The sequence below is a fragment of the Bacillus sp. 491mf genome (genome assembly GCF_900112415.1).
In the GTDB taxonomy this organism is placed as follows: Bacteria; Bacillota; Bacilli; order Bacillales; family Bacillaceae_G; genus Bacillus_A.
The window spans coordinates 12,201-25,071 of sequence record NZ_FOLV01000030.1 but is presented as its reverse complement, the minus strand read 5'-3'; the positions used below and the strand labels follow the sequence as shown (position 1 = coordinate 25,071).

The following is a 12,871-nucleotide window of genomic DNA, read 5'->3' as shown; positions in this document are numbered from 1 at the left end:
GGGCCTACCTCCCTTTTAGTCTACAGGTTATCCCAATTATTCCGTTATCTCAGCTTCGACATTCAATTTCTCTGCAGATTGATGATCATCGTCATCAGTATCACGCATTTCAATTTCAGTATCGTCGCTAGACATCATCTTAACATCCATACCCAAGCTTTGTAGCTCCTTAATCAATACTTTGAATGATTCAGGAACACCTGGTTCTGGAACGTTTTCGCCTTTTACAATCGATTCGTACGTTTTCACACGACCAATAACATCATCCGACTTAACTGTTAAGATTTCTTGAAGAGTATAAGCAGCACCGTAAGCTTCAAGTGCCCAAACCTCCATCTCACCAAAACGCTGTCCACCGAACTGTGCTTTACCTCCAAGAGGTTGCTGCGTTACAAGTGAGTATGGTCCAGTAGAACGAGCATGAAGTTTATCGTCAACCATGTGTGCAAGTTTAATCATGTACATGACACCAACAGATACACGGTTGTCGAACGGTTCACCAGTACGTCCATCGTAAAGAATCGTCTTCGCATCACGCGCCATACCAGCTTCTTCGATTGTTCCCCATACATCTTCCTCACGAGCACCATCGAATACTGGCGTTGCAACATGAATGCCAAGATATCTTGCTGCCATACCAAGATGAAGCTCTAACACCTGACCGATATTCATACGAGATGGTACCCCTAATGGGTTTAACATGATATCGATTGGTGTGCCATCTGGTAAGTAAGGCATATCTTCTTCCGGTAAAATACGGGAGATAACACCTTTGTTACCGTGACGACCGGCCATCTTGTCACCTTCAGAAATTTTACGTTTTTGAACGATATATGCACGTACAAGTTGATTCACACCTGGTGGTAATTCATCGCCATCTTCACGGTTAAATACTTTTACGTCTAAGATAATACCGCCACCACCATGTGGTACACGTAGTGATGTATCACGTACTTCACGAGCTTTCTCACCAAAGATTGCATGTAATAGACGTTCTTCTGCTGTTAACTCTGTTACACCTTTTGGCGTTACTTTACCAACAAGCAAGTCTCCATCTTTTACTTCTGCACCAATGCGGATAATACCACGCTCATCAAGGTTGCGAAGCGCATCTTCCCCTACGTTTGGAATGTCTCGTGTAATTTCTTCTGGTCCTAGCTTTGTATCACGAGCTTCAGATTCATATTCTTCAATATGAATAGAAGTGTACACATCATCTTTTACAAGGCGCTCACTCATAATGATCGCATCCTCATAGTTATAACCATCCCATGTCATAAAGCCAACAAGCACGTTACGACCAAGTGCAAGTTCACCTTTTTCCATAGAAGGACCGTCTGCAAGAATCTCACCTTTTACAACTTGATCACCAACACTTACGATTGGACGTTGGTTGTAACAAGTTCCTTGGTTAGAACGGATGAATTTCAACATTTTGTAACGATCCAAGTCACCTTTTACTTGTTGACCGTCTACTTCGATATAACGACGTACCCAAACTTCGCGAGCTTCTACACGTTCAACGATACCAGGATGTTTACAAATTACTGCAGCACCTGAATCTTTCGCCGATACGTACTCCATACCAGTACCTACAATTGGAGATTCTGGGTTCATAAGTGGAACTGCTTGACGTTGCATGTTCGCACCCATTAGCGCACGGTTCGAGTCATCGTTTTCTAAGAACGGAATACAAGCTGTCGCAGCAGACACGACCTGTTTTGGAGAGATATCCATGTAGTCGATACGTTCACGTTTTACTACAACGTTCTCATCGCGGAAACGTGCTACAACGTCTTCATCAAGAAAATCTCCATCTTCAGATAAACGTGCGTTTGCTTGGGCAACAACATAGTTATCTTGTTCATCAGCTGTTAAGTAATCTACACGTGTTGTTACGCGTCCAGTTTCTGGATCAACACGGCGATATGGTGTTTCAATGAAACCAAATTCATTTACTTTCGCAAACGAAGATAGAGAGTTGATCAAACCGATGTTTGGTCCCTCTGGTGTTTCAATTGGACACATACGACCATAGTGAGAGTAGTGAACGTCACGCACTTCAAAGCCTGCGCGCTCACGCGTTAAACCACCAGGTCCTAATGCAGATAGTCTTCGTTTATGTGTTAACTCTGCTAATGGGTTTGTTTGGTCCATAAACTGAGATAACTGAGAGCTACCGAAGAACTCTTTAATAGATGCAATAACCGGACGAATGTTAATTAACGCTTGCGGTGTAATTGCATTTGTATCTTGAATTGACATTCTCTCACGAACAACTCGTTCCATACGAGAAAGACCGATACGGAATTGGTTTTGTAACAATTCCCCTACAGAACGTAGACGGCGGTTTCCTAAATGGTCAATATCGTCTGTGTCTCCTACTTTATATAGAAGATTAAAGAAATAGCTAATAGATGCAATAATATCGCCTGGTGTAATATGTTTTATATCACGGTCGATATTCGCATTACCAATAATATTGATAGAGCGCTCTCCGTCTGCATCTGGAGCATAAATCTTAATAGATTGCAATTCAACATCGCCGTCTACCACTCCGCCCATTGGTTTCGCTGTTTTAAAACCAATGTTCTTTTCTAAGTAAGGTAAAATACGATCTAACGTACGACGATCTAAGATTGTTCCTTCTGCTACTAAAATTTCACCTGTCTCAGGATCCACTAAAGTTTCAGCTAAACGTTGGTTAAACAATCTGTTTTTAATGTGTAATTTCTTGTTAATTTTGTAGCGACCTACATTTGCTAGATCATAACGTTTCGGATCAAAGAAACGAGAAACAAGCAAGCTCTTTGCGTTTTCTACTGTCGGTGGCTCACCTGGACGTAGACGCTCGTAAATTTCAAGCAACGCTTTTTCTGTGCTATCCGTGTTATCTTTTTCTAACGTATTGCTTAAGTATTCGTTATCACCAATCAATTCGGTGATTTCTTGATCAGAGCCAAACCCTAATGCGCGTAACAAAACAGTTACAGGCAGTTTGCGCGTACGATCGATACGTACATAAACAACATCCTTAGCATCTGTTTCATACTCCAACCAAGCTCCGCGGTTTGGAATTACAGTAGCAGTAAATCCGCGTTTTCCATTTTTGTCCACTTTTCCACTGAAGTATACACTTGGTGAACGAACTAACTGAGAAACGATAACGCGTTCTGCACCGTTAATTACAAATGTTCCTGTCTCTGTCATGAGCGGGAAATCCCCCATGAACACATCTTGCTCTTTTACTTCACCAGTTTCTTTATTGATTAGACGCACTTTTACACGAAGTGGTGCTGCATACGTCACATCACGCTCTTTACACTCTTCTACAGAATATTTTGGTTCACCTAAACTGTAGTCGATAAATTCAAGCGATAGATTTCCCGTAAAGTCTTCAATCGGAGAAATGTCTTGGAACATTTCTCGCAAACCCTCATCAAGAAACCACTGATAAGAAGAGGTTTGAATTTCGATAAGATTTGGTAATTCTAATACCTCACTAATACGGGCATAACTTCTTCGTTGGCGGTGTCGTCCGTATTGAACTAGTTGACCTGTCAACTGCTTCACCCCTCAAATCAAGAGTATTATAAAATGCACAAAAAATGTGCAAAATCACAACTAAATACGACTGACGCAAATTACGTAGCCTTTTTCCCAAAAAAGATAGATACGTTGAGTGTTTCTAACTGCTCAAAAAAGAAAAATGGCTTCTATAAGAAAACCATCATTCTGTTTCATCATCTGCTGATTTTACTATCTTTTCCAAGACAAGCAAAAATATACATTGTTCTCAACGCAGAAAATCATATATTGGCATTTTATAATGTTAACACAACCAAAAATAACAGTCAACGTTTTTTTGATTTTATGATATAATAGCCTTTTTTCTTTTCTACGACTTCCACAACATCGAGCACTTCTTCTAGTTTTTTCATCGCGGATGGTGCACCTTGCTTTTTCTGGATTACAATCCAAAGTTCTCCGCCCGGCACAAGATAATCCACTGCTTTTTCTAGAATCTCATGCACCACGTGCTTTCCAGCTCGGATTGGCGGATTAGATAGAATAGCAGCGTATTTTCCATTCACATTTTCATATACACTACTTTCATAAATCCGGACATTTCCAATTCGGTTATTAGCTGCGTTTTCTTTCGCAAGCCCAAGCGCCCTTTCATTTACATCCACCATATGAACTACGCGTTCTTGAAACTCTTTCGCTAAAGATAAACCTATCGGACCATATCCACACCCGACATCTAATACATCACCTTGAGCATCCGGCATCTGAAACGCTTCAATTAAAAGACGCGAACCAAAGTCCACTTCACTTTTTGAAAATACTCCGTGGTCAGATAAGAAAACAAATTGCGATCCTCTGAGCGTATATTCCCAACGTTTACGATCACTTTTACTAGAAGGATCGTTAGAAAAATAATGGTCTGCCATACGGCCACCTCTTTTCTTTACAGTTAAAAAAAAAGCTCGCATGAGAGCGAGCTTTTCTTAAAGCTTCAAAAGTTAATTACTTAACTTCTACTACAGCGCCAACTTCTTCAAGTTTAGCTTTGATTTCTTCAGCTTCATCTTTAGAAACGCCTTCTTTAACTGCTTTTGGAGTGTTGTCAGCTACTTCTTTAGCTTCTTTTAATCCAAGACCAGTGATTTCACGAACAACTTTGATAACTTTGATTTTTTGAGCGCCTGCTTCAGCAAGTACTACATCAAATTCAGTTTTCTCAGCAGCAGCTTCACCAGCAGCGCCACCCATTACAGCTACAGGAGCAGCAGCAGTTACGCCGAATTCTTCCTCGATAGCTTTTACTAAGTCGTTAAGTTCTAATACAGTCATATTTTTAACTGCTTCAATGATTTGTTCTTTAGTCATTGTAAATATCCTCCCTTATTAAATAAGTTCATATTGTTTGATCGATAATACGTAATTATCTTTTAAAAAATTAAGCGCCTTGCTCTTCTTTTTGATCAGCAACAGCTTTTGCAGCAAGTGCAAGGTTGCGGATTGGAGCTTGAAGAACGCTAAGAAGCATAGAAAGTAAGCCTTCACGTGATGGAAGAGTAGCGATAGCTTTAACCTCATCAACAGTTACAAGTTTACCTTCAATTACACCAGCTTTAATTTCTAAAGCTTCGTGATTTTTTGCAAAGTCGTTTAATACCTTCGCAGGAGCAACTACATCTTCGTTACTGAACGCGATAGCGTTTGGTCCTGTTAGGAATTCATTTAACTCAGTTAGTTCAGCAACTTCTGCAGCACGACGAGTTAAAGAGTTTTTGTAAACTTTGAACTCAACGCCAGCTTCACGTAATGCTTTACGTAATTCTGTTACTTCAGAAACTGTTAAACCACGGTAGTCAACAACGATTGTTGATTTACTTTCGCTAAGTTTACCAGCGATTTCAGTTACAACATGTTGTTTTGCTTCGATTGCTTTAGTCATGTTATTACACCTCCTGTAGATTATATAGAAGATGTACCGAAAGTGCACTAAAAAGCCTCCGTGCCCAGTTATAGACATGGAGGCATATAGTCACAGAAAAATTCCGTTCCGTATATTTACACCTCGGTAGGATATTAAGCCAAAATGGCACCTACTGTCTACGGTACACTATTAAAATTCACAACATAGATGATTATATTAGAACTTCACCATGAAGTCAACTTCCAATTTTTACGCAATAGTTGAAACGTCAACGCGTACGCCAGGTCCCATTGTAGAAGCAACTGTTACGTTCTTCATGTAAGTACCTTTTGCAGCAGCTGGTTTAGCTTTTAGAAGCGCATCAGCAACTGTTTCTAAGTTTTCAACTAATTTTGCATCTTCGAAAGATACTTTACCGATTGGTACATGGATGTTACCAGCTTTATCAACGCGGTATTCTACTTTACCAGCTTTGATTTCGTTAACTGCTTTTGTTACGTCGAAAGTAACTGTTCCAGTTTTAGGGTTTGGCATTAAACCTTTAGGTCCTAATACACGACCAAGTTTACCAACTTCACCCATCATGTCAGGAGTTGCTACTACTACGTCAAAGTCAAACCAACCTTGTTGGATTTTGTTGATGTAGTCTGCATCACCTACGAAGTCAGCTCCAGCAGCTTCAGCTTCTTTTAGTTTTTCGCCTTTAGCGAATACTAATACACGTTGTACTTTACCAGTACCATGTGGAAGAACAACTGCACCACGAATTTGTTGGTCAGCTTTCTTAGGGTCAACACCTAAACGGAATGCAGCTTCTACACTTGCATCAAATTTAGCTGTGTTTGTTTTCTTTACTAATTCTACTGCCTCTGTTGCAGAGTAAGCAGTCGCACGATCAACAAGCTTTGCAGCTTCTACGTACTTTTTACCTCTTTTAGCCATTTTTATTTCCTCCTCAATGTGGTTTTAGCGGAATAACCTCCCACGTTTACGCATTTTTTCCGATACGATCGAGGATGCGCGCCCATCCTTTTATTTAAAAAACGACATTCATTTACGATAATAAAGGTTGCGAATTGGAACACCAGACCCGCAACCTCTTTTACAAAAAAAACAAATCGAATTAGTCTTCGATAACAATGCCCATACTGCGTGCAGTACCTTCAACCATACGCATTGCAGCTTCTACGCTAGCAGCGTTTAGGTCAGGCATTTTAGTTTCAGCGATTTCGCGAACTTTATCACGCTTAACAGTTGCCACTTTATTACGATTTGGTTCACCAGAACCAGACTCGATACCAGCTACTTTCTTAAGAAGAACAGCAGCAGGAGGAGTTTTAGTAATGAAAGTGAATGAACGGTCTTCAAATACTGTAATTTCAACAGGAATGATTAGACCAGCTTGATCTGCTGTACGAGCGTTGAACTCTTTACAGAAGCCCATGATGTTAACACCTGCTTGTCCTAATGCTGGACCAACTGGTGGAGCTGGGTTAGCTTTACCTGCAGGAATCTGAAGTTTTACCATTTTAATTACCTTTTTAGCCACGAGACACACCTCCTTAAGTCCGTGATGTGGTCAATGGGCAATTATTTTTTGCCCTCCCACTTCATATTTTATCTTTAGCGATAAAATTTTCTCAAAAAACGTCTCCGTTTCCGAAGACGTATTGACTTTAAAGATATTATCACTTTTTACAATTCATTTCAAGTTCGATTTTATAATTTTTCAATTTGGTGGAAGTCTAACTCAACTGAAGTTTCGCGACCAAACATATCAACAAGCACTGTAACCCTTTGTTTTTCTAGGTCAATTTCATTAATAGCACCTGTATAGTTCGCAAACGGACCTTCATTCACACGTACAGTCTCATGAAGTTCAAAGTCAAAATCAACCACTTCATTTTCCATTCCCATGTGTTTTAAGATCACAACTACTTCTTCTTCCAATAACGGAGATGGTTTTGAACCAGATCCAGAAGAACCAACAAACCCTGTTACTCCTGGTGTATTGCGAACAACATACCAAGAATCATCTGTCATGATAAGTTCTACTAATACGTAGCCAGGAAATACTTTCCTCTTCGTTATTTTCTCTTTTCCGTTTTTCATCTCTACTTCTGTTTCCTCTGGAACAATAACACGGAAAATCTTATCTTGCATACCCATCGATTCTACACGTTTCTCTAGGTTCGTTTTTACTTTATTTTCATATCCAGAATAAGTATGGACAACATACCAACGTTTTTCCATTGATTTAGGACGACCGTCCTTCCCTCCCTGACGTACATTTTTTCGCGCAAATGAAAAAACCCGTTCACCGGGCTTTTACACAGTTCGTATAAATAACATTAACATTATATCATGTATAAGTGCTTCTTATTCAAGAATTAAACGAATTAAAGAAGAAATCCCCATATCCACCACTGCAAAGAAAACTGCACAGAACACAACAGTTGCAATTACAGTCAGTGTCGAACGGAATAATTCATCTTTTTTCGGCCAACTTACTTTTTTCATTTCACGGCTTACATCGCCAAAAAAGTTCGTCAAACGCATTTCCGGAACCTCCAGTGCATAATTACGATTGTTTATTTTGTTTCCTTATGAATCATATGCGCATTGCATGTTTTACAAAATTTCTTTATTTCAAGACGCTCTACTGAGCTTGTATCTTTCATTGTGGAATAGTTTCGATTATTGCACTTTTCACATGCGAGTACAACTTTTTTTCTCACTTGTTACACCAGCCTCGTAACATTATTTCCTTAAAAATGTATCATACAATAAAATACAATGTCAATGACACTCCCCCTACTCCAAAAAGAAAAGGAGAGGAAAAGCCCCTCTTTTATATTAATCTATTATTTTAATATACCTTTAAGCAACATCTATATAAACCCGTTTTTTATTCCCAAACATATAAGCTGCCGCTATGTATATTTGGTTTTTTAAATGGCATTTATATATTTCGCTTAATAGAGGGTGCATTAACGGTTGCCGTTTCTCTCATTTCCATATAACGTTCTAGTTTTCTTTTCACTCGTTGCAGAGCGTTATCAATGGATTTCACATGACGATTCAATTGCTCTGAAATTTCTTGATACGACCTTCCATCTAAGTACAAAGACAGTACTTTTCTTTCTAAATCGCTTAATAATTCAGATATTTTTGATTCTATATCAACATACTCTTCTTGGCTAATAATCATCTCTTCAGGATCCGTCATCTTCGCTTCAGATATAACATCTAATAAAGTGCGATCAGATTCTTCATCATAAATCGGTTTGTCTAAAGATACGTACGAATTTAAAGGAATATGTTTCTGTCTTGTCGCAGTTTTAATAGCGGTAATAATTTGGCGTGTAATACATAATTCCGCAAAGGCTTTAAAGGAAGATAGCTTGTCCTCTTTATAATCACGAATCGCCTTAAATAATCCAATCATACCTTCTTGAATAATATCTTCACGATCAGCGCCAACTAAAAAATAAGATCTTGATTTGGCACGTACAAAATTTTTGTACTTATGAATCAAATACTCCAGCGCATCTACATTACCTTTCCTTACTAATTCAACTATCTCTTCATCCTCTAAACCATTAAATATAACATTGTTGTCGCTTACGAAGTCTACTTCCAATCTGATCCCTCCGACCGCTAGTTATTTAACAATATTATACAGTAAGCACAAGGAGAGCGTCAATGTTTCAACGCCCTCCTCGTCTTAACTTTTCTAATTTTTCTGTAACTTCATCACTAAATATCGTTCGCATAGCCGGTTGTGTTTCTTTTGTTTTCTTCGTTTCATCACGTACGGTACGTTCCATCGCCTGAACTTCTATCTCTAACTCCCGCGCTGATTTACGCAGGGCACCTTGTCCAAAAATAGCCCACTGCTCTGTGTAATCAGACGTCGCAACATAAATACGCGTATTAATATTACGTAGTTCAATCGCGAGTTGCTCGATTTTCTCATCAGCTGTTTGGTTCTTTCTTGTAAAAATTACGTCAACACGCGCCTGTTTCATCTTCTTTTCAATTCCATAAACAGAATATGCATCAAACACAATCATAACTTTCGTGCCTGTATACCCTTGATAATCTGCCATTTTATCAATAAGTAAGTCGCGTGAAGCCTGCAAATCTACATCCCTTAGCTTTCTTAAATCTGCCCAAGCCCCAATAATGTTGTAGCCATCAACGATTAAAATATCATTCATTCTTACTTACCGATTGGATAACGTTTCCGATACACTTCATACATTAATAAACTAGCAGCAACTGAAGCATTTAAGGATGTAACTTTACCTGCCATCGGCAAATGGATGAGGAAGTCACATTTCTCGCCAATTAAGCGACTCATACCTTTCCCCTCACTACCAATAACTAAGCCAATTGGCATCTTTCCATCTAAATTACGATAGTCATCTTTTCCTTTTGCATCTGTACCTGCAATCCAAAGCCCACGCTCTTTCAACTCATCAATCGTTCTCGATAAATTTGTCACACGAGCTACCGGAACATACTCAATCGCTCCCGTCGAAGCCTTCGCAACTGCCGCTGTTAAACCAACCGCTCTGCGTTTTGGAATAATAATACCGTGAGCTCCTACCGCATCTGCAGTACGCATAATAGAACCTAAGTTGTGCGGATCTTCAATCTCATCAAGAATTAAAAAGAAAGGATCTTCATTCCGCTTAGCAGCCACTGCAAATAAGTCCTCTAAGTCCGCATATTCATATGCCGCCACTTGCGCAACTACACCTTGATGATTCCCTTCTACAAGTTGATCTAATTTTTTCTTTGGTGAATTCTGTACTAAAATTTTGTTTTCCTTCGCTAATGCAAGTACAATTTGCACTTGTCCTTTTGCAGCACCTTCTGCAACCCAAATCTTATTAATATCGCGCCCTGATCTCAACGCTTCAATTACAGGGTTACGACCAATAATATATTCACTATTCACGCTTACGCGCCTCCCTCCTGATTCTCTAATACACGAATCGCTTCAAATACAATCTCTTCTATTCGCGTTTGATGATTTAATAAATAATGATATCCAATCACCGCTTCAAAAGCAGTACTATGCCGATACGTTTGTACATCCGTATTCTTCGGAACAGAACCTGATTTTGCATTACGCCCTCTTCTTAATACAGCTTCTTCTTCCTCAGTAAGAAATGATGTCTCTAGTAAATGATAAACAACTTTTGCTTGCGCTTTTGCAGAAACAAAGTTTGTACTCAAACGATGTAGTTGGTTCGGACGAACTGTTCCTTTTTGAAGCAGGTGATAGCGGATATATTGTTCATATACCGCATCACCCATATACGCTAACGCTAAGCTATTCAATTGCTTTGCATCAATCATGTTTAACCTCTTTTCCATCTCGTACCTTGTGGTGTATCTTCCAAAATAATGTTACGCTCTTTTAACTCATCGCGAATTTGATCAGATAATGCAAAATCACGATTTTTACGAGCCTCAATACGTTTTTGGATTAATGCTTCAATTTCCTCATCAAGCAATTCTTCTTTCGTTAATTCTAATCCTAAAATTCCAAATAACGCTTCAAATTGCTTCATGTACGATTCAATTACCAATTTTGATGTATGCTCTTCTAATAAATATTGATTTGCATGATTTGCTAAGTTGTATAGCTCTGTTACAGCGTTTGCTGTATTAAAGTCATCATCCATTGCCTCTTCAAATGCAACCTGGAACTTCTCCAGCTCAGCTAACCACTTCTCATTATGATCCGTTAAATCTGTGCTACTTTCCATACGATGCTTTAAGTTAACATAAGCCGTTTTAATACGATCTAATCCGTTACTTGTATGTTGCAATAATTCCTCACTAAAATTAATCGGGTGACGATAATGCACAGATAACATAAAGAAACGAATTAATTGTGGATCGTACTGCTTAATAATATCGTGAACAAGAACAAAGTTACCTAACGATTTAGACATTTTTTCATTATTAATATTAATATATCCATTGTGCATCCAGTAACGTGCAAATGTTTTTCCAGTCAACGCTTCTGATTGCGCAATTTCATTTTCATGATGCGGGAATGTTAAATCTTGCCCACCAGCATGAATATCGATTGTATCACCTAAATACTTACGTGCCATTGCCGAGCATTCAATATGCCAACCTGGGCGACCTTTCCCCCAAGGGCTATCCCAGAAGATTTCTCCTTCTTTTGCTGCTTTCCATAACGCAAAGTCAAGTGGATCATGTTTCTTTTCTCCAACTTCAATGCGCGCACCATGACGAAGGTCTGCAATTGGTTGATGTGATAATTTACCGTATCCTTCAAATTCTTTCGTTTTGTAATACACATCACCTTCAGATTCATATGCATATCCCTTAGTTACAAGTTCTTGAATAAACTCAATAATAATATCCATATTTTCCATTACACGAGGGTGAGCCGTTGCATGTTTGCAACCTAATGCAGTTACATCTTCAAAGTATGCTTTAATAAAGCGGTCTGCAATTGTCGGAACATCTTCTCCTAGCTCATTCGCCACTTTAATTAATTTATCATCTACATCAGTAAAATTAGAAACATATTGTACATCATACCCTTTATGTTCTAAATAACGACGTACTGTGTCGAATACCATAGGTGGTCTTGCATTCCCAATATGAATGTAATTGTATACAGTTGGTCCGCATACATACATTTTCACTTTATTTTCTTCTAAAGGAATAAACGCTTCTTTCTGACGCGTTAACGTATTATAAATGTGAATAGTCATTTTTATCCATCCTTTCTGTTTTCAATACTAATTGTTTTTTCAATTGTTCAAGCTCTTCTTCCATCGCTTTCAACTTATCAAAAATTGGATCCGGAAGATCACAATGATTTAATTCTTGCCCTACTTTTACGCCATTTTGAATCACGACACGACCAGGAATGCCTACAACTGTAGAATGCGCAGGCACTTCTTTCAGTACAACTGAACCAGCACCAATTTTGGAATTTTCTCCAACCGTAATCGATCCAAGTACTTTCGCACCTGTTGCAATTAACACATTATCTTTAATCGTTGGATGACGTTTTCCTTTTTCTTTTCCTGTTCCACCTAATGTAACACCTTGATAAATTGTCACGTTATCTCCAATTTCACACGTTTCTCCAATTACAACGCCCATACCATGATCGATAAAAAACTTGCGACCGACCGTTGCTCCTGGGTGAATTTCAATACCTGTAAAAAAACGACTCATTTGCGAGATAGCACGTGCAAAAAAGAAAAACTTCCGTTTATAAAAGGCGTGCGCAATACGATGTGCCCAAATTGCGTGCAATCCAGAGTAAGTTAAAATTACTTCGATATAACTTCTCGCCGCTGGATCCTGTTCAAAGACGACTTCAATATCCTCCCGAAGCCTCTTAAACATCTGTGT

The 12,871-nt window shown here is 38.9% G+C and carries 15 protein-coding genes and 1 other annotated feature; all 15 genes read right to left on the bottom strand.

Translation table 11 applies throughout. The annotated features are described in order from the left end of the window. Nucleotides 1-36 precede the first annotated feature (36 nt). Complete coding sequence (rpoB, locus tag BM211_RS19670; protein WP_035433726.1) at nt 37-3,564, bottom strand: DNA-directed RNA polymerase subunit beta; 3,528 nt, start codon at nt 3,562-3,564, stop codon at nt 37-39. Between the two features lie 290 nt (nt 3,565-3,854). After that, nucleotides 3,855-4,454 (bottom strand): class I SAM-dependent methyltransferase, encoded by a 600-nt coding sequence (locus tag BM211_RS19660; RefSeq protein ID WP_035433730.1) that lies wholly within the window; start codon nt 4,452-4,454, stop codon nt 3,855-3,857. Nucleotides 4,455-4,530: 76 nt separating this feature from the next. Next, the gene (gene rplL / locus BM211_RS19655) at nt 4,531-4,893 is read right to left on the bottom strand and encodes a 50S ribosomal protein L7/L12 (protein WP_035433732.1); all 363 of its coding nucleotides are present in this window, start codon (nt 4,891-4,893) and stop codon (nt 4,531-4,533) included. A 70-nt stretch (nt 4,894-4,963) separates the two neighbouring features. Next, nucleotides 4,964-5,464 (bottom strand): 50S ribosomal protein L10, encoded by a 501-nt coding sequence (rplJ, locus tag BM211_RS19650; RefSeq protein ID WP_035433733.1) that lies wholly within the window; start codon nt 5,462-5,464, stop codon nt 4,964-4,966. A 39-nt stretch (nt 5,465-5,503) separates the two neighbouring features. Next, nucleotides 5,504-5,646, bottom strand: a sequence feature (ribosomal protein L10 leader region). 49 nt (nt 5,647-5,695) lie between these two features. After that, complete coding sequence (gene rplA, locus BM211_RS19645; protein WP_035433734.1) at nt 5,696-6,388, bottom strand: 50S ribosomal protein L1; 693 nt, start codon at nt 6,386-6,388, stop codon at nt 5,696-5,698. A gap of 181 nt (nt 6,389-6,569) precedes the next feature. After that, nucleotides 6,570-6,995: a 50S ribosomal protein L11 gene (gene rplK, locus BM211_RS19640; RefSeq protein WP_001085872.1), complete on the bottom strand. Its 426-nt coding sequence runs from the start codon at nt 6,993-6,995 to the stop codon at nt 6,570-6,572. A 170-nt stretch (nt 6,996-7,165) separates the two neighbouring features. Continuing rightward, a complete protein-coding gene (nusG, locus tag BM211_RS19635) occupies nt 7,166-7,699 on the bottom strand; it encodes a transcription termination/antitermination protein NusG (protein WP_035433735.1) in 534 nt (177 codons plus the stop codon). A gap of 126 nt (nt 7,700-7,825) precedes the next feature. Continuing rightward, nucleotides 7,826-8,005, bottom strand: a complete 180-nt coding sequence (secE, locus tag BM211_RS19630; protein ID WP_020062280.1) for a preprotein translocase subunit SecE — start codon at nt 8,003-8,005, stop codon at nt 7,826-7,828. Nucleotides 8,006-8,037: 32 nt separating this feature from the next. Beyond that, nucleotides 8,038-8,184: a 50S ribosomal protein L33 gene (rpmG, locus tag BM211_RS19625; RefSeq protein ID WP_081625682.1), complete on the bottom strand. Its 147-nt coding sequence runs from the start codon at nt 8,182-8,184 to the stop codon at nt 8,038-8,040. Between the two features lie 224 nt (nt 8,185-8,408). Next, nucleotides 8,409-9,089, bottom strand: coding sequence for an RNA polymerase factor sigma-70 (locus tag BM211_RS19620; protein WP_035433737.1), 681 nt, complete (start codon nt 9,087-9,089; stop codon nt 8,409-8,411). A gap of 67 nt (nt 9,090-9,156) precedes the next feature. Beyond that, nucleotides 9,157-9,669, bottom strand: coding sequence for an NYN domain-containing protein (locus BM211_RS19615; protein WP_035433738.1), 513 nt, complete (start codon nt 9,667-9,669; stop codon nt 9,157-9,159). A gap of 2 nt (nt 9,670-9,671) precedes the next feature. Beyond that, nucleotides 9,672-10,415, bottom strand: a complete 744-nt coding sequence (rlmB, locus tag BM211_RS19610) for a 23S rRNA (guanosine(2251)-2'-O)-methyltransferase RlmB (RefSeq protein ID WP_090999073.1) — start codon at nt 10,413-10,415, stop codon at nt 9,672-9,674. A gap of 2 nt (nt 10,416-10,417) precedes the next feature. Beyond that, nucleotides 10,418-10,819, bottom strand: a complete 402-nt coding sequence (locus BM211_RS19605) for a Mini-ribonuclease 3 (RefSeq protein ID WP_035433741.1) — start codon at nt 10,817-10,819, stop codon at nt 10,418-10,420. A 2-nt stretch (nt 10,820-10,821) separates the two neighbouring features. Next, nucleotides 10,822-12,219 carry a cysteine--tRNA ligase gene (cysS, locus tag BM211_RS19600; protein ID WP_090999071.1) on the bottom strand — a complete coding sequence of 466 codons (1,398 nt, stop codon included), beginning with the start codon at nt 12,217-12,219 and terminating at the stop codon, nt 10,822-10,824. Continuing rightward, nucleotides 12,200-12,865, bottom strand: coding sequence for a serine O-acetyltransferase (cysE, locus tag BM211_RS19595; RefSeq protein WP_035433744.1), 666 nt, complete (start codon nt 12,863-12,865; stop codon nt 12,200-12,202). The genes cysS and cysE overlap by 20 nt, the downstream gene beginning before the upstream one ends. Between the last annotated feature and the right edge of the window lie 6 nt (nt 12,866-12,871).